The sequence below is a fragment of the Streptomyces sp. 11x1 genome (assembly GCF_032598905.1).
Taxonomy (GTDB): domain Bacteria; phylum Actinomycetota; class Actinomycetes; order Streptomycetales; family Streptomycetaceae; genus Streptomyces.
Map to the genome: position 1 here is coordinate 8,268,552 of NZ_CP122458.1, position 24,410 is coordinate 8,292,961.

At 72.2% G+C, this 24,410-nt stretch carries 21 protein-coding genes; 5 read left to right on the forward strand and 16 right to left on the reverse strand.

Annotated elements, in window-relative coordinates; translation table 11 throughout:
* Nucleotide 1 precedes the first annotated feature (1 nt).
* From P8T65_RS36240 to P8T65_RS36290, 11 genes are all read right to left on the reverse strand, one after another.
* Nucleotides 2–2,083, reverse strand: a complete 2,082-nt coding sequence (locus tag P8T65_RS36240; RefSeq protein WP_316729422.1) for an FAD/NAD(P)-binding protein — start codon at nt 2,081–2,083, stop codon at nt 2–4.
* Nucleotides 2,080–3,006 carry an NAD(P)-dependent oxidoreductase gene (locus P8T65_RS36245; protein ID WP_316729423.1) on the reverse strand — a complete coding sequence of 309 codons (927 nt, stop codon included), beginning with the start codon at nt 3,004–3,006 and terminating at the stop codon, nt 2,080–2,082. Before P8T65_RS36245 ends, P8T65_RS36240 begins: the two co-directional genes overlap by 4 nt.
* A 3-nt stretch (nt 3,007–3,009) precedes the next feature.
* Nucleotides 3,010–3,588 (reverse strand): hypothetical protein, encoded by a 579-nt coding sequence (locus P8T65_RS36250; protein ID WP_316729424.1) that lies wholly within the window; start codon nt 3,586–3,588, stop codon nt 3,010–3,012.
* Nucleotides 3,585–5,276 carry a class I adenylate-forming enzyme family protein gene (locus P8T65_RS36255; RefSeq protein WP_316729426.1) on the reverse strand — a complete coding sequence of 564 codons (1,692 nt, stop codon included), beginning with the start codon at nt 5,274–5,276 and terminating at the stop codon, nt 3,585–3,587. The genes P8T65_RS36250 and P8T65_RS36255 overlap by 4 nt, the downstream gene beginning before the upstream one ends.
* Entirely contained in the window at nt 5,263–6,111 is an 849-nt protein-coding gene (locus tag P8T65_RS36260) for a hypothetical protein (protein ID WP_316729428.1), read from the reverse strand. Before P8T65_RS36260 ends, P8T65_RS36255 begins: the two co-directional genes overlap by 14 nt.
* Nucleotides 6,108–7,469: a beta-ketoacyl-[acyl-carrier-protein] synthase family protein gene (locus P8T65_RS36265; RefSeq protein WP_316731838.1), complete on the reverse strand. Its 1,362-nt coding sequence runs from the start codon at nt 7,467–7,469 to the stop codon at nt 6,108–6,110. Before P8T65_RS36265 ends, P8T65_RS36260 begins: the two co-directional genes overlap by 4 nt.
* On the reverse strand, nt 7,459–7,809 hold the full coding sequence (locus P8T65_RS36270; RefSeq protein ID WP_316729429.1) for an acyl carrier protein: 351 nt from the start codon (nt 7,807–7,809) through the stop codon (nt 7,459–7,461). Before P8T65_RS36270 ends, P8T65_RS36265 begins: the two co-directional genes overlap by 11 nt.
* Complete coding sequence (locus P8T65_RS36275) at nt 7,806–8,090, reverse strand: acyl carrier protein (RefSeq protein WP_316729430.1); 285 nt, start codon at nt 8,088–8,090, stop codon at nt 7,806–7,808. Before P8T65_RS36275 ends, P8T65_RS36270 begins: the two co-directional genes overlap by 4 nt.
* Before the next feature lie 75 nt (nt 8,091–8,165).
* The gene (locus P8T65_RS36280) at nt 8,166–9,584 is read right to left on the reverse strand and encodes a class I adenylate-forming enzyme family protein (RefSeq protein ID WP_316729432.1); all 1,419 of its coding nucleotides are present in this window, start codon (nt 9,582–9,584) and stop codon (nt 8,166–8,168) included.
* A gap of 6 nt (nt 9,585–9,590) precedes the next feature.
* Entirely contained in the window at nt 9,591–10,781 is a 1,191-nt protein-coding gene (locus P8T65_RS36285; protein ID WP_316729433.1) for a 3-dehydroquinate synthase II family protein, read from the reverse strand.
* On the reverse strand, nt 10,778–11,632 hold the full coding sequence (locus P8T65_RS36290) for a class I fructose-bisphosphate aldolase family protein (RefSeq protein WP_316731839.1): 855 nt from the start codon (nt 11,630–11,632) through the stop codon (nt 10,778–10,780). The genes P8T65_RS36285 and P8T65_RS36290 overlap by 4 nt, the downstream gene beginning before the upstream one ends.
* 457 nt (nt 11,633–12,089) lie before the next feature.
* Between P8T65_RS36290 and P8T65_RS36295 the strand changes: the two genes are divergently transcribed.
* Nucleotides 12,090–13,472 carry an MFS transporter gene (locus P8T65_RS36295; RefSeq protein ID WP_316729435.1) on the forward strand — a complete coding sequence of 461 codons (1,383 nt, stop codon included), beginning with the start codon at nt 12,090–12,092 and terminating at the stop codon, nt 13,470–13,472.
* A gap of 149 nt (nt 13,473–13,621) precedes the next feature.
* Here the strand turns inward: P8T65_RS36295 and pgl are convergent, their stop codons facing one another.
* Genes pgl through tkt form a run of 5 tightly spaced genes read right to left on the reverse strand, consistent with a single transcriptional unit; the run spans nt 13,622 to nt 20,560 of the window.
* On the reverse strand, nt 13,622–14,404 hold the full coding sequence (pgl, locus tag P8T65_RS36300; protein ID WP_316729436.1) for a 6-phosphogluconolactonase: 783 nt from the start codon (nt 14,402–14,404) through the stop codon (nt 13,622–13,624).
* Entirely contained in the window at nt 14,401–15,780 is a 1,380-nt protein-coding gene (opcA, locus tag P8T65_RS36305) for a glucose-6-phosphate dehydrogenase assembly protein OpcA (RefSeq protein ID WP_399101653.1), read from the reverse strand. The genes pgl and opcA overlap by 4 nt, the downstream gene beginning before the upstream one ends.
* A complete protein-coding gene (gene zwf, locus P8T65_RS36310; protein WP_316729437.1) occupies nt 15,777–17,315 on the reverse strand; it encodes a glucose-6-phosphate dehydrogenase in 1,539 nt (512 codons plus the stop codon). The genes opcA and zwf overlap by 4 nt, the downstream gene beginning before the upstream one ends.
* 5 nt (nt 17,316–17,320) lie before the next feature.
* Nucleotides 17,321–18,439: a transaldolase gene (tal, locus tag P8T65_RS36315; protein ID WP_316729438.1), complete on the reverse strand. Its 1,119-nt coding sequence runs from the start codon at nt 18,437–18,439 to the stop codon at nt 17,321–17,323.
* Between the two features lie 33 nt (nt 18,440–18,472).
* Nucleotides 18,473–20,560, reverse strand: coding sequence for a transketolase (tkt, locus tag P8T65_RS36320; RefSeq protein ID WP_316729439.1), 2,088 nt, complete (start codon nt 20,558–20,560; stop codon nt 18,473–18,475).
* A 373-nt stretch (nt 20,561–20,933) separates the two neighbouring features.
* Here tkt and P8T65_RS36325 point away from each other — a divergent pair, with 373 nt between their 5' ends.
* From P8T65_RS36325 to P8T65_RS36340, 4 genes are all read left to right on the forward strand, one after another.
* The gene (locus P8T65_RS36325) at nt 20,934–21,890 is read left to right on the forward strand and encodes a heme o synthase (RefSeq protein WP_316729440.1); all 957 of its coding nucleotides are present in this window, start codon (nt 20,934–20,936) and stop codon (nt 21,888–21,890) included.
* 174 nt (nt 21,891–22,064) lie between these two features.
* Nucleotides 22,065–22,427 carry a hypothetical protein gene (locus tag P8T65_RS36330; RefSeq protein WP_316729442.1) on the forward strand — a complete coding sequence of 121 codons (363 nt, stop codon included), beginning with the start codon at nt 22,065–22,067 and terminating at the stop codon, nt 22,425–22,427.
* 57 nt (nt 22,428–22,484) lie between these two features.
* A complete protein-coding gene (locus P8T65_RS36335) occupies nt 22,485–23,591 on the forward strand; it encodes an amidohydrolase family protein (RefSeq protein ID WP_316729444.1) in 1,107 nt (368 codons plus the stop codon).
* 45 nt (nt 23,592–23,636) lie between these two features.
* Nucleotides 23,637–24,410 carry a nucleotidyltransferase domain-containing protein gene (locus P8T65_RS36340; RefSeq protein WP_316729445.1) on the forward strand — a complete coding sequence of 258 codons (774 nt, stop codon included), beginning with the start codon at nt 23,637–23,639 and terminating at the stop codon, nt 24,408–24,410.

A 24,410-nucleotide genomic window follows, 5' to 3' on the forward strand; every position in this document is an offset into this window, starting at 1 on the left:
TTCACGCTCCTCGACTCCCTCCACCCGATGCCGGGGCCGTCGCCGGGGCGAGCCCGAGCGCCGCCCGGGCGATCGCGTCCGCGTCCTCCAGCGTCACCGAGCCCACGCCGGGCCTGATGCCGACCGCCGTCACCCAGCGCACGCCCTCCACCGGCACCCCGAAGGCGTACCGGCGCGGATGCGGTCGGCCCTCGGCGTCCACGAGCCGGGGCGGGCCGTCGGTCACCGCCAGCCCGCCGGGCTCGTACCCCGCGTCGCCGCCGAGCCGGTACGGCACGCACGCACCGGCCCGGAACAGCGCCCGCAGCAGTGGGTCGGCGCTGCGCCGTAGATCGACGGACGGCAGCCGCGCCTCGATCAACGCGCCGACCCGGACCGGGGGTTCGTCCACCAGCTCCGCGTCCACGAGGAAGCAGCCCGGGCCGGGGCCGCCTTCGTCGGGGCCGGGTCCGTCTGGGCCGGGCTCTTCGAGGCCGCCGTCGGGTGACCAGGCCCGGACGCGGATGCCCGGGCCCAGCACGTGCAGCACGTCCGCCTCGATCAGCGCGATCAGCTGCTCGATCCGGAAGGCGGGCGGGCCGATCGACGTGAAGGCGTTCAACGGGGTGTACCAGTCGTCGAGTTCGGCGCGGTACGAGTCGCCGGAGACCCCGCCGTGGTCGACGACCAGCCGGATCTCGTTGCGCAGGTCCCGCAGGGCGTCCAGCGCGGCCTTCAGCGGGCCGTCGACATTGCCGAGGCGGGCCTCGGCGACATCCCGGCGCAGATGGTCCAGCAGCCAGTGCCGGAAGTCGGCACGGTCGCTGAACATCCGCTCGCCGTAGGGTTGTTCGATCCGTGTCCAGTCCCATCGCTCGTGGGTGGGGACGCCGTGCTCGTCGAGCAGGGCCGCCTCCGCGCCCTCGTCGCCCGAGGCAGCGAGGTACGACCGTACGAACGCCGCGGCCGACTCCGGCCCCCGGGCGGATCGGATGCGGGCCTCGTGGTGGACGGTTCGTACCTCGCGGTCGACGAGGGGCCAGAGGGCGTCGCGGAAGCCGAGCGGGTGGCCGGCGGTCACGCGGTGCCGTAGCTCCGCGATGACGTCCGCCGTCAGGAAGCGCGGCTCGTGGCGGCCGAGGGCGCCCTTCTGGTTCTCGCCCCGGGCGTGGTACGGGACGCCGCGCCGCGAACCGGCGTACAGGACGGGCTCGTTGCCGCTCGGCAGGTAGACGAGACCGGACTCGCCCTCCTTGAACGTGCCGCCGCGGCCCTCGGTGAGCAGGGCCAGGCAGTCGAAGAAGTTCAGGCCCAGGCCGCGCAGGGCGACCGGGGTGCCCGGGGCGATGCCGCTCAGATCGGTGTCGGCCGGATTGGCGGGGGCCACGTAGGTGAGGCCGTGGCGGTCGGCGAAGGAGCGCAGCGCGCGTTCCTCCGGCGACGGGGTCAGGGTGCCGTGGCCGAGGGCCAGCACCACGGCGGCCAGCCCGGTCAGCGTTTCGCCGTTCGCCAGGGTCACCCTCTGCGGCCCGCCCGCGGTGTCCTCGCGCAAACCGGTCGCGGTGGTCCGGTGCGTGTGGACGGTGACATGGGCGGGGGCGGTGCGTAACAGGTGGCGGAAGACCCACTCCAGGTAGTGGCCGTGGAACGCGCGGGTCGGATAGGTGTCGGGACCGAGCCGTCGGGCCTCGATCAGGGCGCGGGCCGGGAGGCCGTGGTCGACGACCCCGTCCCGGACCGCGCACGCCCACTCGTACAGGCTGGGGCCCGGCACCGTCGGTCCCGCGCAGTCCACGCTCGCGTCGGTGAACAGGGTCACCTGGGAGGCGACCGTGTTCATCAGCAGCTCGCCCGGCTGGTCCGTCCGCCAGACCGCGCCCGCGCCCGGCGGGTACGGGTCCACGAGGTGCACCTCGACCGGCCGGACGATCCCCCCGGCGTTGGCACAGATCCGCTCCAGCACGGACAGCCCCCGGGGGCCGGCACCGACCACACAGACGGTGAGGGGGCCTGCGGGCCCGGGGGCGACGGGCAGGGCGGCGGCCGTGACGGTCCAGCCGGTCCGGGGCGTGTCGGGTGCGGTGGTGTCGTCGGGGCCGGTCATTCCTGGCCCAGTCCGTCGCGCCAGCTCGGTCTGGCCGGCTTCCAGCCGAGCGCCGTACGGGCCCGGTCGTTGGCGGCGCCGTGCGCCGAGGTGAGCTGGTGGGCCATGAACCAGCCGAGGAGACGGGGCGCGAGGGCCGCGGGGACCGTGCGCGGGGAGGGCGCGGCGAGCATCCGGGCGAGGTGGGGCAGCCACTGCGCGGCCTGGGCCGGATCGTCGTCCGTCACATGGAACACCCCGCTCACGTCGGCCTCGACGGCCGTCACCGCTGCCCCCACGGCGTCCTCGACGTGCAGGAACGACATGATCCCCGCCCCGGTGCCCGGCAGCGGCAGTCGCCCGGCCCGCACGGATTCCGCGGTCGCGCCGGTACGGGCGTACGCGGTGCGGGGGCCGTACAGCGTGCCGTAGCGCAGCACCACACCCTCCAGGCCGCTGCCTGGGTCCGTCACCTGCCGTTCCAGCTCGGCGACGGCCCGCACGGTCGAGGCCCAGCCGGGGTCGGGGGCGTCCACGTACAGGGGCGCGTCCTCGTCGAGGACCGGGTCCCCGGCCGGGGCGGCGGCGAACGCGATGGACTGGGCGACGAAGCGGCGTGCGCCGACCGCGCGGGCCGCCTCGACCAGATGGGCGGTGCCCTCGGTGCGCAGCCGGGCGGTGAGGGCGAAGGCCCCCGGCGGGTCGTCGCGCAGCAGCCGCAGCGCCGACATCTGGTGGACGACCACCTCGGGCCGGGCGGCCGACACCGCCGCCAGCACGGCCTCACGGTCCAGGGCGTCGGCGACCACCACCTCGTCCGCCTCCGGGACCCGGTCCCTCGACCTCTGCCGCACCAGTGCGCTCACCCGGTGGCCCCGCGCCCGCAACGCGCCCACCAGCGGACGGCCGACCACTCCGGTGGCCCCGGCGACAAGTACGTGCATGCCTCAGCCCTCCGAACCCGGTGCGACGGGAGCGGCGGGGACGCGCATCAGCAGACGGCACGCCGGGTCGCCGTTCCGCAGACAGCTCTCGGCCCTGTTCTCCGTGAGGGTCACGCCGAGCCCCTCGGACCAGCCGGCGTGGACGGCGGTGCACGGGCAGCGGTAGCCCTCCAGGGAACCGGCCATCCGGACCATGGTGATCGCGAAGTTCCGCTTCAGCGTCAGCACGATCAGGTCGTCGTCCTCGACCTCGGTGGCGGCGTTGCGCAGCTCCGGCGGGAACATCCGGTCGCCGCAGTCGTCGTAGCGACGGCGCAGCTCCTCCAGGTCCTTGCGGACGTCACCGGTCTCGGGGAGCGGCCCGTACAGCCGGGCGACCCGTTGCCCGACGTGCAGGGCGACCTTCCCCATCGCCTCCGCGTTGATCTCGTTCGCGGCCTCCTGCCCGAACCGCGCGGCCACGCCCTGGTACCAGTTGGCGTCGTGCTGCCACCACAGCCGGTACGCCTCGCTCGCGCGGGCGCGGTGGTTGACTCCGTCGCCACCGGCCGCGCCCTGGGTCGCTGTCGTCGTCGTGCTCATGCGTGCTGCTCCTCGGTGGCGACGGTGTCGGCCATGTCGGCGGCGAACCGGTCGCGCATCACTCGTTTGAGAACCTTGCCGGTGGCCCCCTTGGCCACGTCGTCGGGCTTCATGCGCAGGGCCCGGGACACGGGCGGGAAACCGGCCTCCGTCAGCACGGAGTTGACGCGCCCGGTCCACTCCTCGTCACCGGTCTCGCCCTTCTCCTCGGCCGGCTGGAGCAGCACGTATGCCTCGGCCTCCCCGTCGCCGTCCCAGTCCGCGCGGACGCCGTCCGGGGCCACCGCGACCACCGTGCAGTCGGCGAGGCCCGGCAGCTCGGCCAGGAGGAGTTCCTCGGTGCGGGTGCTGAAGACGATCCCCGCGCGGGTGCGGATGGCGTCCGGGGCCCGGTCGAGGTGGTAGAAGTTGCCCGCCTCGTCCTGGCGGGCGAGGTCGCCGGTGAGCCAGTAGCCGCCGAGCCGCATCCGGTTCCAGGTGAGCGAATCGTTCCAGTAACCGGGTGTGAGGGTGGGCGACTTGAGGCCCAGGCGGCCGATCTGCCCGGGTGGCAGCGGGGTGCCGTCCTCGGCCAGGACCGCGGCCTCGGCGAAGCTGATCGGCTTGCCGACGCAGCGGGAGTAGGCGGAGGTGTCCTTGGTGTGCCGGTTGTGGAAGACGGAGTAGCCGGCCTCCGACGAACCGAGCCCGTCCACGAAGACCGAGCCCTCGACCCGGGCACGGCTCAGGTCGCGACGGATCTCGATCCGGCTCCCGTGCCGGACGAGCGCCCGGATGTGCGCCTCGTGCGCCGCGTCCCCGGTGTTGAACCACACCTGCACGCTGGAAAGATCACGTGCCGTCAGATCCTCCGCCGCCATCTCGCCGAAGGTCCCGGCGAAGGCCAGCACGGTCGTCGGCCGGAACTCCTCGATCGCGTCGAGGACGTCCGTTCCCCGCTGGCTGGAGAGCAGCCTGATGTCCGTGCGCAGCAGCAGGCAGTACAACAGCGTTGCCACCATCGCGTTGTGCGCGCCCGGCAGCCCCACCAGCGTGCGTTCCATGTCGGCGCCGGTCGAGAACCGCAGCCGGTGCAACTGCGCGTACATCAATGTCCGGTGGGTGTGCGGCACCCCCTTCGGCAGACCGGTCGTGCCGGAGGAGTGGGAGATCAGCACGGGGTCGGTGGGGTCGTGCCGGTACGGGTACGCCTGCGGCAGCGATGCGCGGTGCTCCGGCCGGATGTCGTCGGCGGTCACTCGGAAGCCGAGGGCCGACTCGTCCCCGGCCGGCACCTCCCGGTGCGCCTCGTCCGTGAAGGCGCCCACCGCTCCCTGGCGCCGGATGTACTCCCGGGCGATCTCCGGCGACAGGTTGCCGTTGACGAACGACGGGATCGCGCCGAGCGAGGTCAGCGCCAGGAAGTTCACCGCGAACTCGGCGGCCGAGAAGGAATGGACGGCCACCGGGTCGCGGGGGCGTACACCGTGGGCCGCGTACCAGCCCGCGTAGGTCTCCACCACCTCGTACAACTGCCCGAGTGTCAGCACCTCGGGCCGGCTGCCGTCCGGTGCGCGCCAGGTGCCGTCGGTGCGCAACACCGGCTCGTCGAGCGGGCGTTCGTACGCCCGCAGCCGGTGCAGGACGTTGCCGGCGCCGAGTTCCGTGTCGGAGCAGATCCGCGCCCGCTCCTGCCTACTGATGAGCATGGGTCTCCGTCTCGTCTCGATCGCCGTCCCGCAGGAGATGACGGTGGGCGTCGGCCAGGTCGAACAGGCCTTGCACGCTGCCGGTGTGCGGAGCCGCCGCCGAGCTCTCCCCGGCGTACGTCTCCGTCGGCACGGTGGTGATGGGGGTGCCGGAACCGGGGCGGCCGAGCAGGACGGCCGCGGCCACGGCCGCAGAGGCGGGCAGGTCCGGGACCGGGCGGCCGTGGTCCGCGGACAGCTCCCGGTGCACGGCGGCCCATCGCTCGCCGCCGCCCAGTTCCACGCCCACCACCAGGACCCGGTCCAGCTCCGGGTCCTCCAGGAGGAGGTCGGCCATCGCCAGCAGCTCGGTCACCGGGTCGTCGAGCGTGGACAGGCTGAACATCTGCCCGGTGATCCCGAACTCCCGGCTGAGGTGCCCCAGCACGGAGTTGGCGGTGGCCTGCATGAACAGCAGCGGGTTGTGCACCCGGCCCGAGACCACTCGTCGGCTCGCCAGATCGGCCGTGGTGGTGTCGCCCATCAGGCTCGCCAGCGCGACGGCCGTACGGGAGCCCTCCCCGCTCTCGGCCTCGCCCGAGCGGGAGGTGCCCCCACGGGGACGTGCGGTCAGGCACCGCGCGGCGACCTCGTACACCAGCGGGCTGAACGCCGACTCCACGAACCCGGGCAGGCGCGGCAGCGGGATGTCGCCGTCCCGCCCGGTCCCATGGGTCGCGGTGGCGGCGGCCAGGACCCCGAGCGCCGGACGCGACGCCGTCACGCCGGTCGCCGGGGTCTCGGTCCGGTCGGCAGCCCGGGTCTCGGCTTTCCTTTCCAGGTCCGTCTCCGTCACGGTCGCTCCAGGACGAGTGCGGTGTTGGCGCCCCCGAAGGCGGCGTTGATGGTGAGGGCGCGGCGGAGGTCGGCCGGGCGGGGGCTGTTCGGGACGTAGTCCAGATCGCACTCCGGGTCCGGCCGCGTGAAGTTGGCGGTCGGCGGCAGTACGCCCTCCGTCAGGGCCAGCATCGTGATCACGAACTCCACGACTCCGGCGGCCTCCAGGAGATGGCCCGTGGTGCTCTTGGTGGAGCTGACCGGGATCGACTCGGCCCGCTTCCCGAGGGCGGCGCGCAGCCCCCGGGTCTCGGCGCCGTCGTTGTACTTGGTCCCGGTGCCGTGGGCGTTGACATAGCCGAGGCTCGCCCCGTCGGGGTCCCCGGCCAGCCGCAGGGCCTGGCGGGTCGCGAGGGCCAGGCCGACGCCGTCCGGGTGCGGCTGGGCGATGTGGTGGGCGTCGGTCGCCGCGCCCCAGCCGGCCACGCTCGCGAGCGGCCGTGCCCCGCGCCGCCGCGCGTGCTCGGCGGACTCCAGCACGACCGCCGCGACCCCGTCGCCGAGCAGCAGTCCCGTGCGGTCGGCGCTGAACGGCCGCACCGTGCCGTCGCGCGACAACGCCCGCCCCGAGTCGAACTTCCCGAACGTCTCCTCCTCCACCAGATAGCCCCCGGCGCACACCGCCACGTCGACCCGCCCGCCGACGATCAGCCGGCAGGCGTGGATGATCGCGGCGGCGGAGGCCACACAGGCGTTGGTGAAAGTGAGCCGGGGCCCGGTCAGCCCGAGGCCTCCGGCCAGGGACTCGGCGAGATGCGCGGGCACGGCGTCCGCGAGCCGGGCCGCCGCCGCATCGGCCGACGCCACGGCGAGCCCCGCCGCCCCGACGGCTCCGGCTCCGGGGTGGCCGTGCCCCGCCTCGGTGCCGGTGAACCCGGGGGCTCGGGTCGAGTCCCGGCCCGTACCGGTGAACCCGGGGGCCCGGATCGCGTCTCGGGCCGACTCGGTGCCGTCGTTCTCGTCGGCCCCCGCTGCCGCAGCCCCCGCTGCCGCCGTCTCCCGCCAGTACCGCGTGATGCTCGTGCAGTCGCCCGCGATGCCCAGCAGGACCGCCGCCTCGGTGCCCCTCGGGAGGCCCGCCATGTCGAGGGCCTCCGCGCCGCATCGGGCGAGGGCGGGACGCAGCGCCCAGTGCTCCGTCCCGTCATGACCGTCGGGGGCGGCGCCGGCCATCGAGGTGCGATAGGGGCCGGTGTCGAACCGGGTGGTGGGGGCGAAGGAGGGGACACCCGCGAAGACACCGCGCCGCAAGGCGTCCGGCCCCGCGCCGAAGGCGGTGCGCACGCCGAACCCGGTCACCGTCACCTCACCGGCCAACGCGCTCACCCCCGTCCGCCGCCTCATGCGTTCCCGCCGCGCCCAGGAACTCCGTGAGCCGCCGGAGCGAGGTCAGGTCGGAGATGTCCTCGTCGCCGGGCTCCACGACCAGGCCGTACCGCTCCTCCACCACATGCAGCAGCCACACCAACCCCAGCGAGTCCAGGACCAGTTCGGCGTCCTCGTCGAGATCGTCCGGGACGCCGGGGAAGATCTTGCGGTCGGACAGCAGCTCCCGGACGAGACCGGTGGTGAGGACGGCCGGGGCGCCGGCGGCCGACGGGGACGCGCCCCGCGCGGCCGCTTCCGTGACGGACGACGTCGAGGTCTCCGCGTTCATGCCTTCGCCCCGCGCCCGACGACCTCGGCGACGAGCCCGCCGAGGGTCAGCGAGGCCAGCGGCTCGATGTCGGCGTCCGGGATCTCCACGCCGAACCGCGATTCCAGCCGCAACGTCAGCTCGATGAGACTCAGGGAGTCCAGCTCAAGACCGCCGACGGTCACCGGGCTCTCGTCGGTGATGCCGTCCCGGCTCAGCAGGATGTTCATCTCGTCGATGACCGTGGTCAGGACGAACTCGCGGATCTCGTTGTCCAGGGTGGACGTGCTCATGATCGCCATCTCCAGGGGGAATGTCGTGAGAAGGTCGTGCGAAAACTCATCGGGGCCGTTCGCCCGGGGCTGTCTGCCGAGCCGTCACGCGCCGCCGCTCGCCGCCGCCTGGAGCGTCGCAGCCCGGCGGACCAGCTTCCCGTTCGACGTGCGGGGCAGGTCCTCCAGCAGCCGGATCACCCGGGGCAGCTTGTAGTCGGCCAGCCGCTCCCGGCACCAGCGCAGCAGCTCCTCCACCGACGGACTCCCGGCCCCGGCGGCGAGGGCCACGTACGCCTCGGTGACGTCCTCGTGGACCAGGACCGCCTGCTCGACGGCCGGGTGCGCGCGCAGCACGTGCTCGACCTCGGTGAGGTCGACCTTGAGGCCGCCGATGACGACGAGGGAGTCGGCGCGTCCGCCCACGGTGACCGTCCCGTCGGCGCCGACCGCCGCCCGGTCACGGGTGTGCAGCCAGCCGTCGGTGTACTGGGTGCCGCCGGAGTCGAAGAGGTACGGCGACTCGGCGAGCGCGACGTCCAGTTCGCCCTTGTGCGCGCGGACCACCACTCCCGGCGCGGGCCGGCCCACGGAGGGGCGCAGCGTGCCGCCGACGTCGATGGCGACGATGCCGGTCTCGGTGGTGCCGTAGGCCTCACCGACCATGACGCCGTACCGTTCGGCGAACCGCGCGGCGACCTCGGGAGGCATCAGCTCGCCGCCGGAGACGGCGGTCCGCAGCGTGGGCAGCGCGGGCGGATCGAGGGCGGACGCGAGCAGTTCGTAGTGCATCGGCACCCCGAACAGGGCGGTGATCCGGTGGTCGAGGGAGGTCCGCAGGATGTCGCGGGCCGAGACCCGGGGCGCGAAGACGACGGACACCCCGGCCGCCAGCGCGTGCAGCAGTCCGCCGACCAGCCCGAAGCTGTGCGCGGTGGAGCTGAGCAGCAGCAGCCGGTCGCCCTCGACCGGCATCCCGGCAACCGCCGCGAACGACTCCAGCTCGGCGGCGATCGACCCGGCACTCCGGCCGATCACCTTCGGCCGCCCGGTCGACCCCGAGCTGAACTGGACCAGCCGGTGCCCGCCGTCGGCCGCCCGCCCCGCCCTGCGGCACTCGGTGGCGACCTCGTACTCGGACCGGAAGCCGAACGCCGCCCGGACGTTGGCGCCGGCCCGGACCATGAACTGCGGCCGGCAGACGGCGCACAGCGCGTCGACCTCGGCGGGCTTCAGCCGGAAGTCGAACAGCATCACCTGCGCGCCCAGCCGCCACAGCGCGAGCAGGACCTCGACCTGGGTGAAACTGGGCGGGGTCCGCAGCCCCACCGTGCTGCCGGGGCCGATGTCGTAACCGGCGAAGACGGCGGCCTGCTTGGCCACCCGCTCCCGTAACTCCCCGCGGGTGACAGTCTCCCGCTGGTGCGTCAGATAGGGCAGACCGTCGTCCCGCGCGTCGAACAGCCGCTGGACCAGGGCACCCATCCCGTCCTCGTCGGCCGCGGCCGCCACGAGCTCGCCCATGGGGTCTCAGACCTCCTTGCAGAACTCGCCGATGGGCAGGCCCACATGGCGCTTGTCCTGGGCCAGATACCCGAGCAGCTCGTCGCCGGTCCGCAGCTCGGTGACGTTGAGGACCTTGCCGCCCGGCCCGAGGACCCGCACATGCCAGTCGTCCTGCACGGTCAGGCTCACCAGCCGCCCGTCCTCCGCGTGGGTGCGGATCTCCAGCAGCGGCCGGGACTCCAGCTTGGCCCGCCCGACCACCACGCGCCGGGTGCGGCCGTCGGCGCCGACCGCCAGCAGGGCGCTGCCGGAGCCGACCTCGCTGAGGTAGTTGGTGCGGTTGTCGGGGCCCAGCGTGTACGAGTGCAGGGCACCGGCGTTGACCCGGAAGGGCCGGGTCGGCATGTACGGCAGCGGGTGGGTCTCGCTGCAGCAGAGCACGAACCCGGAGGAGTACGAGCCGACGAGGATGCCCTCGTCCTCCTCGAAGTGCGAGCAGGTGTCCACGCAGACCCGGTCGCCGAGCCCGACGTGCCGGATGCTCTCGACGGTGAGCGTGGACAGCTCCAGCTGCGGGGTGGTCGCCTCCAGCAGCCGGGCCAGCGCGAACACGTCGTCCGCGCTCCGGGGGGTGAACAGGATGCCGTCCGAACCGCGTTCGAGGACGTCGAAGACGATGGCCGCCTCCTCCAGGTCCCCGACGACGGTCACCAGCTTCCCCTCGGCCGACTCGGCCGCCGCGAGCACGATCTCCAGCGGGATCTTCGTCGGGTCGGCGAAGTGGATCACCGTGTACGGCAGTGCCATCGCGCCCACGCACGACAGCTGGAGGGTCCGGTCGTCCCGTACGTCGACGAAGCCGGCGACCGGGGTGCCGCTCGCGGCCCGGTTCTCGGCGGCGAGGGCGTCCAGCTCGTCCTGGGCGGTGAACTTCCGCAGCAGCAGGTCGACTCCGGCGCCGGTGGGGATCTTGTCCGCGGGCTTGGCGTCGGCCGCGGCCCTGGCCTCCTTGTCACCCTTGTCGGCGGGCTTCTTCGCGGGCACGGCGGCCGGCGCTCCGCCCGCCAGCACCCGGGTCACCGTCGGCGGCAGCGTCCCCAGCAGCTCGGCGTCGGCGGAGACCACCCCCGCCATCCGGGCGTGGACGGCCGCGTCCACCACCGCCTGGAGCTGCGGACGGGGGACTTCACGGAGATCGATCCACGCGAACCTCATGCGACACCTGCCACGATCGTCGAGTAGGGGGAATGGGTCGTGCCTGTATGCGCCATGTTCATGCCATCCAGAGTTTGGCCCGCATCGCCGTTCCCCTTCCCGTGCACCACGGCGGCGAGCCGGGACACCAGGGAGGCGGGGGAGGCGGAGGAGAAGACGCGGCGGCCGACGGCCAGACCGCGACAGCCGGCGGCCATCACGGCGGTGCCGTACTCGATGAGGTCGGAGCCGTCGGGCGGGCCGCCGGCGGCGAGGACGGGGATGGGGCTGTGGGCCACCACCTCGGCCATCCGGTCGAGCGGCAGGGCCACCGAGGTCTTCACCATGTCGGCGCCCAGGTCGGCGGCGACGTTCACGATGTGCGCGAGGAGCGCGGGATCGTGCGGATTCTCGATCCGGGGGCCCCGGGGGTAGACCATCGCGATCAGCGGCATGCCCCAGGTGTCGCAGGATCGGGCCACCGCGCCCAGGTCGGCGAGCTGACGCCCCTCGGTGTCCGAGCCGATGTTCACATGGACGCTGACCGCGTCGGCGCCGAGGGCCACCGCCTCCTCCACGTCGCCGACCAGCACCTTGGCGTCGACGTCGGCGGAGCAGGTCGTGCTGGCGCTCAGATGCACCACCAGCGCGCAGTTCCTGAGGAGGGCGGGGTCGAGGGTGCGGGCCCGCCCTTTGTGGACGACGATCCCGTCGGCGCCGCCGGCCACCAGAGCCTTCAACAACTCTTCCCACTGACCCGGAGGAGCGACCGGACCGTCCGAGACACTGTGGTCGAGCGGTATCAGCAAATGCCGGTCGTCACCGGCCAGGGAAAGCCTTCTCCAACGTAATGGCTTGCCACTTTTCAGCATGGGAAAAGCCTTCCGCTCCATGTCCGAAAAACGATGGTCGTAGAACTTTCAAGTTCAGCCGGGCGTCAGCATTCCGTGGGTGATCGGCGGTTGGCAAGGCGTGACCGGCGGCAAATTTTTATGCGGACCGTCGCATGAATATTGACAGCGACTCGACAGGAGTCCCGGGGTTGACGGGCTCCAAGGATGGCTTTCTTGCCGTATTTTGACGACCTGTCCGCACACATAGCGGGACCACATGTTTGATATGGGCGTTGTCCCGTGTAATCGACGCGTATTCCGCCTTCGAAAGAATTCGACGAAGTGGGCGGGCGTTCTTTCTCGAGGTTCCTTGTGGGATTCGAATTTCCCGGCCTAGGGTGACAGCCACACTCCGGTTCGTGTTTCATGCGTGGCCGTCCCCCCCCCTCTGGGCCCGGACCATTCGTCTCCGGGCGTACCGGAAGTGAGCCCCCCCATGCCCGAATCCCCGTCCAGGGCCGTCGCCGAGGCCGCGGCCCCCAGCCCCGCCGCCTTACCTGCCTCCCCGTCGGCCGCGTCGAGCAAGCCGTCCCGGGTCGCCGCCGCGAGTCTCATCGGCACGACCATCGAGTACTACGACTTCGCCGTCTACGGCACGGCCTCCGCGCTCGTCCTCGGCCCCGCGTTCTTCCCCTCCGGCAACCCGACCGTCTCCACCCTCGCCGCGTTCCTCACCTTCGCCGCGGCCTTCCTGTCCCGCCCCCTCGGCGTCGTGCTCTTCGGCACGATCGGCGACCGACTGGGCAGACGGCGCGCCCTGGTCGCCTCCCTCCTGCTCATGGGCCTCGCGACGGTCGGCGTCGGCCTGCTCCCGACCTACGAGACCGCCGGACTCCTCGCCCCCGTCCTCCTGGTGACCCTCCGTCTGCTGCAGGGCGTCAGCATGGGCGGCGAGTGGGGCGGCGCGGTCCTGCTGGCTGCCGAGCACGCCCCGCCCGGCCGACGGGCCCTGTACGCCGCCGTCCCGAACGTCGGCCCCTCCCTCGGGTTCCTGCTCTCCAGCGCCGTCATCCTCCCGACCCTGAACATCGTGGGCCGCGACGGCTTCGCCGACTGGGCCTGGCGGGTGCCGTTCCTGCTCAGCGCGGTGCTCGTGGTGGTCGGGCTGTGGGTGCGGTCGACGGTGTCGGAGTCACCACTCTTCCGGGAACGGTCCTCGGCGGGCACGTCCGCGGGCACGTCGGGGTCCCCGGCGGCACCGGTGTCGCGCTTCCCGCTCGGCACGCTCGTCACACGCCACCCCGGGCGGCTGCTGCTCGGCACCGGCGCGGCGATCGGCGGGTCCGCCGTCTACTACCTGACGATCGTCTACAGCCTGTCCTACGGGCCGAAGTCGCTCGGCATCCCGCAGAACACGATGCTCACGGCGGCGAGTGTGGGGGCGGCGGCGGGGATCGCGATCACCCTGCCCGTCGCCCGGCTGGCCGACCGGGTCGGGCGCCGTCCGCTGATGCTGGCGGGGGCGGCCGGGTCCGTCGTGTGGGCCGTGCCGATGTACGGGTCGCTCAGCACGGGCAACGCGTTCTTGATCACCGGCGCGTACACGGTGGGTCTCGGGCTGCTCGCCCTGATGTTCTCGCCAATGGCGGCGTTCCTGGCGGAGCTGTTCCCGGCGTGGCTGCGCTACACCGGGGCGTCGGCGGCGTTCATCCTGGCCAACACGTTCGGGGGCGGGTTCGCTCCGCTCGTGGCGACGTGGTTGAACAGTCAGTGGTCGTCGCCGTTGGTGCTGGGGTTCTACTCGGGTGGGTTGTGCCTGGTCAGTCTGGTGTGCGTGTGGGCGCTGCCGGAAACCCGTGAGGACGACTTCGCCGTCTGAGATTCCTCGCCCCACGCAGTTCCCCGCGCCCCTGAAAGGGGCGCGGGGAACTGCGCGAGAAGCCCCACCGGCCCGCGCATGGGGGTCGAAGGGGCGCAGCCCCTGGGGATGGGAACGGGTAGGGGCGGCGGGGGGCGAGAGCCAACCCGTTATGGCGAGGCCGGCGGATACAGCGAGCGCGGCAGGCGTGACGCCGCCGCCGCGTCCAGCAGCCACAGCGTCCGCGCCCTCCCGCTCGCCCCCGCAGCCGGCGCCTGGATCTCCCCGGCTCCGGACAACGCGATCGCCGCCGCCCCCGCCTTGTCCTCCCCGGCCGCGAGCAACCACACCTCACGCGCCGCCCGGATCGCCGGCAACGTCAGAGTGACCCGCGTCGGCGGCGGCTTCGGCGCTCCGCGCACCCCCACCACCGTCCGCTCGGTCTCCCGCACGGCGGGCAGCTCGGGGAAGAGCGAGGCCACATGGGTGTCCGGCCCGACCCCCAGCATCAGCACGTCGAACGTCGGCACCGACCCGTGGTTCTCCGGCCCCGCCGCCCGCGCCAGCTCCTCGGCGTACGCCGCGGCCGCCGCGTCCACATCGGCACCCCACGGCCCGTCCGAAGCCGGCATGGCGTGCACCCGCTTGGGGTCCAGCGGCACCGAGTCCAGCAGCGCCTGACGGGCCTGGGTGACATTGCGCTCGGCGTCGCCCTCGGGCAGGAACCGCTCGTCGCCCCACCACAGGTCCAGCCGGCCCCAGTCGACCGCGTCCCGGGCGGGCGCCGCCGCCAGCGCGGCGAGCAGCCCGTTGCCGTTGCGGCCACCCGTGAGGACGACCGAGGCGTAGCCGCGCGAGGCCTGCGCGTCGACGACCTTGGTGATCAGCCGGGCCGCCGCGGCCTGCGCCATCAGCTCCTTGTCGCGGTGCACGACCAACTGCGGGGTGCTCATGACGTGGTCGCCTTCTTCACGGGCGGCATCTGCGCCGGAGTGGGCCGTTCGGAGTCACCGGCACCGGCACCGGCACCGTCACCGGCCGACCCGGTCGACCCCTCCGCCCCCGAAGGGGTGGCCGAAGAGGCGGCCGGCGGCAGCGCCGCGGCAGCCCGCGCCGCGGAAGCGGCCGACGCGACGGCCGCACCCAGCCCCGGACCCGAGCCGGAGACGGCACCCGGAACGGACACCGAGGCATGACCGGGCCCACCGGCCGAGGCCACCGACCCGGAGCCCAGTGCCCCGGCACCCCCGGAAGCCGTGACGCCGGAAGTCCCACCAGCGGCACCAGGCGCCGCACCACCAGAGGCAGCACCCCCAGCCGTAGCCCTGGCACCCGCGGTCGCGGAGCTCCCGGAACCCGCCGCTGTCGCCGCCGCCGGCGCGCTGCCCGGCGCAGCGCTCAGCCCGCCGCCCAGCCGGTCCACCCCGAACCGCAGGGCCGACGCGTACGTGTCGTCGGGGTCGAGCCTGCGCAGCTCCTCCGCCAGCAGCTCGGAGGTCTCGCGGCGCTTCAGCGCCACGGCCCGGTCCGGCTGGTCCTCCAGCGTGAGCAGCGCCAGCCCGCCGTTCGGCCGGTAGAGCCGGATGGGGCCGGTGCTGGTCAGCATCCGCACCTCGTTCAGGCCGGGCCCGGCCGACACCCCACGCCGTACGTGCACATGGAGCCGGTCCGCCAGCCACATGGCCAGCAGTTCCACGCTCGGGTTGTACTGCTCGCCCTGCACCTCCGCGGAGATGACCTCGCAGTCCACCTGGTCGAGCGCGGCGGCCAGCATGGAGCGCCAAGGGGTGATCCGGGTCCAGGCCAGGTCCGTGTCGCCGGGCTCGTAGTTCTCCGCGCGGGCCCGCAGCTCGTCGATCGGCTTCTCTGCGGCGTAGCTGTCGGTGACCCGGCGCTGTCCGAGCGCGCCCAGCGGATCGCGGGCCGGGTCGAGCGGCGCGTTCACCGGCCACCAGACGACCACCGGCGCGTCCGGCAGCAGCAGCGGGAGCACGACCGACTGGGCGTGGTCCGCGACCTCGCCGTACAGCCGCAGCACGACCGTGTCACCGGTGCCCGCGTCCGCGCCCACCCGTACCTCGGCGTCGAGGCGGGACTTCGTACGGTCGCGCGGCGAGCGGGAGACGCGCTTGATCACCACGATCGTGCGCGAAGGGTGCTCGCGGGAGGCGTCGTTGGCGGACTTGAGCGCGTCGTACGCGTTCTCCTCGTCCGTCACGATGACCAGCGTCAGCACCATGCCGACCGCCGGGGTGCCTATCGCCCGGCGGGCTTTCACCAGCGCCTTGTTGATCTTGCTGGCCGTGGTGTCCGTGAGGTCTGTCTTCATGGCCGGCGCCAGCTCCGTCCGTCTCGCTCGAGCATCTCGTCCGCCTCGACGGGACCCCAGGTGCCCGCCTGGTACTGCGCGGGCCTGCCGTGCTTGTCCCAGTACTCCTCGATCGGGTCGAGGATCTTCCAGGACAGCTCGACCTCCTCGGTGCGCGGGAAGAGGTTCGAGTCGCCCAGGAGGACGTCGAGGATCAGACGCTCGTACGCCTCGGGCGAGGACTCCGTGAAGGACTCGCCGTAGGCGAAGTCCATCGACACGTCCCGGATCTCCATCGAGGTGCCCGGCACCTTCGAACCGAAGCGGACCGTGACACCCTCGTCCGGCTGGACGCGGATGACGATCGCGTTCTGGCCCAGCTCCTCGGTGGCGGTGGAGTCGAAGGGGGAGTGCGGGGCGCGCTGGAAGACCACCGCGATCTCGGTGACCCGACGGCCCAGCCGCTTGCCGGTCCGCAGGTAGAAGGGGACGCCCGCCCAGCGGCGGTTGTCGACCTCGACCTTGATCGCCGCGTAGGTGTCGGTCTTCGACTTGCGGTCGATGCCGTCCTCTTCGAGGTAGCCGATGACCTTCTCGCCGCCCTGCCAGCCGGCCGCGTACTGCGCGAACACGGTGTCCCGGCCCAGGTCCTTCGGTAGCCGCACCGCGCCGAGCACCTTGGTCTTCTCGGCGGCGAGCGCGTCCGCGTCGAAGGAGGCGGGCTCCTCCATCGCGGTCAGCGCCATCAGCTGCAGCAGGTGGTTCTGGATGACGTCACGGGCCGCGCCGATACCGTCGTAGTAGCCCGCCCGGCCGCCGATGCCGATGTCCTCGGCCATCGTGATCTGTACGTGGTCGACGAAGGACCGGTTCCAGATCGGCTCGAACATCGTGTTGGCGAAGCGCAGCGCCAGGATGTTCTGGACGGTCTCCTTGCCCAGGTAGTGGTCGATGCGGAAGACCTGGTCCGGGGCGAAGACCTCCTCCACGGTCGCGTTGAGGTCCTCGGCGGACGCCAGGTCGTGGCCGAACGGCTTCTCGATGACCGCGCGCCGCCAGGACCCGCCCGACTGGTCCGCCAGCCCGTGCTTCTTCAGCTGCTGGATGACGACCGGGAACGCGGACGGCGGCACGGAGAGGTAGAAGGCGAAGTTGCCCCCGGTGCCCTGGGCCTTGTCCAGCTCCTCGATGGTGTCGCGCAGCCGCTCGAAGGACTCGTCGTCGTCGAAGGTGCCCTGGACGAACCTCATGCCCTGGATGAGCTGCTGCCAGACCTCCTCGCGGAAGGGCGTCCGCGCGTGCTCCTTGACCGCGTCGTGCACCTCCTGCGCGAAGTCCTCGTTGGCCCATTCCCGGCGCGCGAAGCCGACGAGCGAGAAGCCCGGCGGCAGCAGTCCGCGGTTGGCGAGGTCGTACACGGCAGGCATCAGCTTTTTACGTGACAAATCGCCTGTGACGCCGAAGATGACCAGGCCCGACGGCCCCGCGATACGCGGGAGCCGTCGGTCCGCGGCGTCACGAAGCGGATTCGCTCCGGTGACGGAAAGAGGTGCCAAGGTGTTCAGCCCTCCGAGGGTGCGAGGCGCTGCAGCTCCGCCTCGGTCGACTTGAGCAGGTCGTTCCAGGAAGCCTCGAACTTCTCGACGCCCTCGTCCTCCAGCAGCTGCACGACCTCGTCGTACGAGATCCCGAGCTTCTCGACCGCGTCCAGCTCGGCACGCGACTGCTCGTAGGTGCCCGCGATCGCGTTGCCGCGGATCTCACCGCTCGCCGCGGTGGCCTCCAGCGTGGCCTCCGGCATGGTGTTCACCGTGTTGGGCGCGACCAGCTCGTCGACGTACAGCGTGCTCTTGTACGCCGGGTCCTTGACGCCGGTCGAGGCCCACAGCGGACGCTGCTTGTTGGCACCCGCGCTCTCCAGGGCGGCCCAGCGGCCGTCCGAGAAGACCTCCTCGTACGCCTGGTAGGCGAGCCGGGCGTTGGCGACACCGGCCTTGCCGCGCGCGGCCTTGGCCTCGTCGGTGCCGAGCGCGTCGAGGCGCTTGTCGATCTCGGTGTCCACCCGGGACACGAAGAAGGACGCCACCGAGTGGATCTTCGACAGGTCCAGGCCGCGCTCCTTGGCCTTCTCCAGACCGGCCAGGTAGGCGTCCATCACCTGGCGGTAGCGCTCCAGCGAGAAGATCAGTGTCACGTTGACGCTGATGCCGAGGCCGATGACCTCGGTGATGGCCGGCAGGCCGCCCATCGTCGCCGGGATCTTGATCAGGGTGTTCGGGCGGTCCACCAGCCACGCCAGCTGCTTGGCCTCGGCGACCGTCGCCTTGGTGTTGTGCGCCAGGCGCGGGTCGACCTCGATGGAGACCCGGCCGTCCTGGCCGCCGGTCGCGTCGAAGACCGGGCGCAGGATGTCGGCGGCGTCACGGACGTCCGCTGTCGTGATCATGCGGATGGCCTCTTCGACGGTGACCCTACGGGCGGCGAGGTCGGAGACCTGCTGCTCGTAGCCGTCACCGCTGCTGATCGCCTTCTGGAAGATCGACGGGTTGGTGGTGACGCCCACGACGTGCTGCTGGTCGATCAGCTCGGCGAGGTTGCCGGACGTGATGCGCTTGCGCGACAGGTCGTCCAGCCAGATCGCCACGCCTTCCTCGGAGAGGCGCTTGAGTGCGTCTGTCATGGAATTACATCTCCTACGTGTCGTGTGTAAGCGTCAGCGCTGAGCGGCGGCGAGGGATTCCTGCGCGACCGCTGCCACGTTCTCGGCGGTGAAGCCGAACTCGCGGAAGAGGACCTTGCCGTCGGCCGAAGCGCCGAAGTGCTCCAGCGAAACGATGCGGCCGACGTCACCGACGTACTTGTGCCAGGTCAGCCCGATCCCGGCCTCGACCGCGACACGCGCCTTGACGGACGGCGGCAGAACGCTGTCCCGGTACCCCTGGTCCTGCTCCTCGAACCACTCCACGGACGGCATGGACACGACGCGGGTGGGCACCCCGTCGGCCTCCAGCCGCTCGCGGGCCTCGACGGCCACGTGCACCTCGGAACCGGTGGCGACGAGCAGCACCTCCGGCGCACCGTTCGACGCCTCGAAGAGCACGTAACCACCCTTGGCGGCGCCCTCGTTGGCCTCGTACGTCGGCACGCCCTGACGGGTCAGCGCCAGACCGTGCGGGGCGCCCTTGCCGAACTCCTTGGTGTACCGCTTGAGGATCTCGCGCCAGGCGATCGCGGTCTCGTTGGCGTCGGCCGGGCGGACCACGTTCAGGCCCGGGATCGCCCGCAGCGCGGCCAGGTGCTCGACCGGCTGGTGCGTCGGACCGTCCTCGCCCAGACCGATGGAGTCGTGCGTCCACACGTACGTCACCGGCAGGTGCATCAGCGCCGACAGCCGCACCGCGTTGCGCATGTAGTCGGAGAACACGAGGAACGTGCCGCCGAAGATACGGGTGTTGCCGTGCAGCGCGATGCCGTTCATCTCCGCGGCCATGGCGTGCTCACGGATACCGAAGTGGATCGTCCGGCCGTACGGCTGCGCCTCCGGCAGCGGGTTGTCCGCCGGCAGGAACGAACTCGTCTTGTCGATCGTGGTGTTGTTCGACCCGGCGAGGTCGGCGGAGCCGCCCCACAGCTCGGGGATCACCGCGCCGAGCGCCTGGAGGACCTTGCCGGACGCGGCACGCGTCGCGACGCCCTTGCCGGTCTCGAACTCCGGCAGGTGCGACTCCCAGCCCTCGGGCAGCTCGCCCGCGCTGATCCGGTCGAACTCCGCGGCGCGCTCGGCGTTGCCGTCCCGCCACTCCTGCAGCTGCTTCTCCCAGACGGCACGGGCCTCACGGCCGCGCTCGCCCAGGGCACGCGTGTGCGCGATGACCTCGTCGGCGACCTCGAAGTCCTTCTCCGGGTCGAAGCCGAGGACCCGCTTGGTGGCGGCGACCTCGTCCGCGCCGAGCGCCGAGCCGTGCGCGGCCTCGGTGTTCTGCGCGTTCGGGGCGGGCCACGCGATGATCGAACGCATCGCGATGAACGACGGCTTGTCGGTGACGGCCTTCGCGGCCTCGATCGCCGCGTACAGCGCGGCCGGGTCGAGGTCGCCGTTGGCCTGCGGCTCGACGCGCTGCACGTGCCAGCCGTACGCCTCGTACCGCTTGACCGTGTCCTCGGACACGGCCGTCTCGGTGTCGCCCTCGATGGAGATGTGGTTGTCGTCCCACAGCAGCACGAGGTTGCCGAGCTTCTGGTGACCCGCGAGCGAGGAGGCCTCGGCGGAGATGCCCTCCTGGAGGCAGCCGTCACCGGCGATCACGAAGACATGGTGGTCGAACGGCGACTCGCCGACGGCGGCCTCCGGGTCGAACAGACCGCGCTCGTAGCGGGCGGCCATCGCCATGCCCACGGCGTTGGCGACACCCTGGCCGAGCGGCCCGGTCGTCGTCTCGACGCCCTTGGTGTGTCCGTACTCGGGGTGGCCCGGGGTCTTCGAGCCCCAGGTGCGGAAGGCCTCCAGATCAGCCAGCTCCAGGCCGAAGCCGCCCAGGTACAGCTGGATGTAGAGGGTCAGGGAGGAGTGGCCGGCGGACAGGACGAACCGGTCACGGCCCACCCAGTCGGGGTCGGCGGGGTCGTGGCGCATCACCTTCTGGAAGAGGGTGTACGCGGCGGGCGCGAGGCTCATCGCCGTGCCCGGATGGCCGTTGCCGACCTTCTGGACGGCGTCGGCGGCCAGGATCCGGGCGGTGTCGACGGCCCGCTGGTCCAATTCGGTCCACGCGAGGTCTGTAGTGGTCGGCTTGGTGCTCACCCTGGGTCAGGGCTCCTCTCCACATGTCTCGTGCCGGTGTTCTTCACGGCACCGGCCGTTGTCGAGCCTACCCCCGTGGGAACGCGCATTTTTTCGAGTCATTCCAGACTGACGGGACTGGGTCCGGTCCGCCTCCCGACCCGTGTTCCGCATGGTGAGACCTGGGGGTTCCGCTGTTCGACATCTGAATACGGAGCCGCTCATCCGACTGCTCAACCGAAGTGTGTTCGGCTCGCCGGAGGCCGCCTCCCAACACGACCCCACCCCCTTGAAAGGCTGGCTCTGGGCAACGTCTACAGTGGCGTGGTACGCGCGAGCCGTCACGGGGAGTTCACATCCCAAGGCTTGCTGGGAGTCTCTGTCAGGGGTGTGCGTGACGGCCGTCGAATCCCGTCCACCGGGAGTGCTGGGCGCGAGCAACACGAGCAGCAGCCGGGGTCAGCGGCCGATCGGGGCCCGAGTCAAGGCGTTCGTGGCGCTGACGAAGCCGCGGATCATCGAACTGCTGCTGATCACCACCGTTCCGGTGATGTTCCTGGCGGAGCAGGGCGTCCCGGACCTGTGGCTGGTGCTCGCCACCTGCGTCGGCGGCTACCTCTCGGCGGGCGGCGCCAACACGCTCAACATGTACATCGACCGCGACATCGACGCCCTCATGGAGCGCACCTCCCAGCGTCCGCTGGTCACCGGTCTCGTCACCCCGCGTGAGGGCCTGGTCTTCGGCATCACCCTAGCGGTCGTCTCCACGATCTGGTTCGGCGTCCTCGTCAACTGGCTGTCCGCGTGGCTGTCGCTCGGGGCGCTCCTCTTCTACGTCGTCGTCTACACGATGATCCTCAAACGGCGTACGTCGCAGAACATCGTCTGGGGCGGCATCGCCGGCTGCATGCCGGTCCTCATCGGCTGGTCCGCTGTGACGAACTCGATGTCGTGGGCCGCGGTCATCCTCTTCCTCGTCATCTTCTTCTGGACCCCGCCGCACTACTGGCCCCTCTCCATGAAGGTGAAGGACGACTACGCCCGCGTCGGCGTGCCCATGCTCCCGGTCATCGCCTCCAACAAGGTCGTGGCCCGCCAGATCGTCCTCTACAGCTGGGTGATGGTCGCGGTCTCGCTCCTCCTCACCCCCCTCGGCTACACCGGCTGGTTCTACACCGCGGTCGCCCTGGTCACCGGCGGCTGGTGGCTCTGGGAGGCGCACGCCCTCCAGACCCGCGCGAAGAACGGCGCGACCGGCGCCAAGCTGAAGGAAATGCGCCTCTTCCACTGGTCGATCACGTACGTGTCGCTGCTGTTCGTCGCGGTGGCGGTGGACCCCTTCCTACGCTGAGGCGCGCGCCCCGTAAAAGGCGCGGGGCTGTATCGATGTGCGGCTCCGCCGCGTGGGCGCGAGCAACCACGTACGACCCGCACGCACCCACCCACCGCGACGCAGAACGGCGAGTGGCCAACCCCACTTGCCCCACCGTCGCCGCCCGCTCTACCCGCCGGTAGCATCCAGCCCATGTCAGACACCAAGCAGGCAGACGAGGCCAAGACAGCCAAGGCCGCCGCGAAGGCCGACCGCAAGGCGGCCAAGTTGGCCAAGCAGATCGGCTCCTTCGCGGCAGCGCACGGCGGCGCCGAGGCCCAGGTCGCCCACATCGGCCGGCTCGGCGCACGGATCGTCCTGGTCGGCGAGGACGGCGGCTGGGGCGACCTCGTCGCCCCCACCCACGCCATCGCCGAACTGGCCGTACAGAAGGCCGGCGTCACCGTCCACGAGGACTTCGACGGCGAGTTCGCCGCCAAGGTGCGCACCGGCCCGTACGAGTGGTCGCGCATGGCCGGAATCCAGGTCGGCGGCCCCAGCAACAGCAACACCTGAGCCCGGCTCACCCGTTAGGACCTATGGGAGTTCACAGGTCCAGCCTCGGGGAGCCCGATGATCTACACGCCGTCCCTCGTGGACCAGTACTGCCACGGCGTACTGCGCACGGAGCTGGGCCTCGGCACCTTCGAGGCCCACCTCGCCCGCAGCGAGGGCCCACCGGCCCCCGGCACCACCTTCTTCGACACCCAGACGGGCTTCGCCGTCCGCCGTTGGTGCCCACCCCTGCTGGGCCTCGAACCGCACTGCCCACCGGCCCGCTATCTCGCCCGCCGCCGCGAGCTGGGCGTCCTGGAAGCCGGCCGCAGACTCCTGCGCGGCAGCGGGGTCACCACCTACCTCGTCGACACGGGCCTGCCGGGCGACCTCACCGGCCCCCGCGAGATGGCCTCCACCGCGGACGCGGACGCACACGAGATCATCCGACTCGAACTCCTCGCCGAACAGGTCGCCGACACCTCCGGCACCGTCGAGTCGTTCCTGGCCAATCTCGCCGAGTCCGTGCACGCGGCCGCCGCGAACGCCGTCGCCTTCGCGTCGGTCGCGGGCGTGCGGCACGGCCTGGCGTTCGCGCCCGAGCCGCCCGGGCCCGGCGAGGTGCGCGGCGCGGTCGGACGCTGGCTCGCCCACCGGCCGGTCGGCGGATCGCTCACCGACCCCGTCCTCCTGCGCCACCTGCTGTGGATCGCCGTCGCCTCGGGCCGCCCCCTCCAGCTCCACGCGGGCCTCGGCGAACCGGGCCTGCGGATCGACGCCACCGACCCCGTCCTGCTCACCGACTTCGCCCGTGCCACGGCGGGCCTCGGCACCGACCTGATTCTGCTGCACGGCTACCCGTACCACCGCCACGCCGCCCACCTCGCCGCTGTCTTCCCGCACGTCTACGCCGACCTGGGCGCCGAACTGGTCCGCACCGGCGCACGGGCCACCGCCGTGCTCGCCGAGGTCCTGGAACTCGCCCCCTTCGGCAAGCTCCTCTTCTCCAGCGGCGCCCACGGGCTGCCCGAACTGCACGTGGTCGGGGCCCGACTGTTCCGCGAGGCGCTGGCACGGGTGCTGGGGACGTGGGTCGCGGAGGGCGCCTGGGCGCTCACGGACGCCCAGCGCGTGGCGGGACTGATCGCCGCCGACAACGCGCGACGGGTCTACGGGCTCGAGTGAGCCGCCGGGTGTACGGCGCCCGCGGCGGCTGTACAGACTGGGCACATGACACGCAGCGACGCGACCACCGGCTTACCCGGACCGGCCACCGACACCGACACGGCGGCCCTGCTCCGGCACTTCCTCGACGAACTCCGCGCGCTCACCCCGCTCGCCGTCTGGGCCCACGGCTCCCTCGGCGGCGGCGACTACCGGGAGGGCCGCAGCGACCTCGACCTGATCGCCGTCCTGGACGGCCCGGTCACCGCCCGCACCGCCTGGCAGGTCGGCCGGCTGCACGCCCGGCTGCGCCACGACCGCCTCGCCGCCCTGCTGCACTGCACCTATCTGACGCCCGCCACGGCGGCCGACGCCGCACGCAGACACCTCACCTGGGCGCACGAGAGGCTGTTCCGGCGGACGGTCACCCCGGTTGCCCGGCGTGAACTGCACACCTTCGGCCTCGTCCTGCACGGCGAGGCGCCCAAGGCCCTGCTGCCGCCCGTCTCCGACATCGAGCTGGACGCCTTCGTCGTCCGTGACCAGAAGGAGTTCTGGCGCCCGGCCGTGGACCGGGCCCCGCTGTGGGAGCGGGACGTCTGGGTCGACCTCGGCCTGCTCACCTTCGCCCGCGCCACGGCCACCCTGCGCGAGGGCCGGCTGATCTCCAAGCGGGAGGCCCTGGACCTGCTGCCCACGCTGGGCGCGCCCGCCGAGGTGGTCGAGGACGTCCGGCGGCGCCGCTACGGTGGACCGGGTGAGCAGGTGCCCCACCGGGCCGAGCTGACCCGGCTGTTCCTCGGACCCGCGATCGACGACCTCGTGGCGGCGTACGGCTGA

What these genes read in the sequence shown, in the direction of transcription:
- P8T65_RS36240 (WP_316729422.1), bottom strand. Translation starts at nt 2,083, where the DNA reads ATGACCGGCCCCGACGACACCACCGCACCCGACACGCCCCGGACCGGC.
- P8T65_RS36245 (WP_316729423.1), bottom strand. Translation starts at nt 3,006, where the DNA reads ATGCACGTACTTGTCGCCGGGGCCACCGGAGTGGTCGGCCGTCCGCTG.
- P8T65_RS36250 (WP_316729424.1), bottom strand. Translation starts at nt 3,588, where the DNA reads ATGAGCACGACGACGACAGCGACCCAGGGCGCGGCCGGTGGCGACGGA.
- P8T65_RS36255 (WP_316729426.1), bottom strand. Translation starts at nt 5,276, where the DNA reads ATGCTCATCAGTAGGCAGGAGCGGGCGCGGATCTGCTCCGACACGGAA.
- P8T65_RS36270 (WP_316729429.1), bottom strand. Translation starts at nt 7,809, where the DNA reads ATGAACGCGGAGACCTCGACGTCGTCCGTCACGGAAGCGGCCGCGCGG.
- P8T65_RS36275 (WP_316729430.1), bottom strand. Translation starts at nt 8,090, where the DNA reads ATGGCGATCATGAGCACGTCCACCCTGGACAACGAGATCCGCGAGTTC.
- P8T65_RS36280 (WP_316729432.1), bottom strand. Translation starts at nt 9,584, where the DNA reads ATGGGCGAGCTCGTGGCGGCCGCGGCCGACGAGGACGGGATGGGTGCC.
- P8T65_RS36285 (WP_316729433.1), bottom strand. Translation starts at nt 10,781, where the DNA reads ATGAGGTTCGCGTGGATCGATCTCCGTGAAGTCCCCCGTCCGCAGCTC.
- P8T65_RS36290 (WP_316731839.1), bottom strand. Translation starts at nt 11,632, where the DNA reads ATGCTGAAAAGTGGCAAGCCATTACGTTGGAGAAGGCTTTCCCTGGCC.
- P8T65_RS36295 (WP_316729435.1), top strand. Translation starts at nt 12,090, where the DNA reads ATGCCCGAATCCCCGTCCAGGGCCGTCGCCGAGGCCGCGGCCCCCAGC.
- pgl (WP_316729436.1), bottom strand. Translation starts at nt 14,404, where the DNA reads ATGAGCACCCCGCAGTTGGTCGTGCACCGCGACAAGGAGCTGATGGCG.
- opcA (WP_399101653.1), bottom strand. Translation starts at nt 15,780, where the DNA reads ATGAAGACAGACCTCACGGACACCACGGCCAGCAAGATCAACAAGGCG.
- tal (WP_316729438.1), bottom strand. Translation starts at nt 18,439, where the DNA reads ATGACAGACGCACTCAAGCGCCTCTCCGAGGAAGGCGTGGCGATCTGG.
- P8T65_RS36330 (WP_316729442.1), top strand. Translation starts at nt 22,065, where the DNA reads ATGTCAGACACCAAGCAGGCAGACGAGGCCAAGACAGCCAAGGCCGCC.
- P8T65_RS36335 (WP_316729444.1), top strand. Translation starts at nt 22,485, where the DNA reads ATGATCTACACGCCGTCCCTCGTGGACCAGTACTGCCACGGCGTACTG.
- P8T65_RS36340 (WP_316729445.1), top strand. Translation starts at nt 23,637, where the DNA reads ATGACACGCAGCGACGCGACCACCGGCTTACCCGGACCGGCCACCGAC.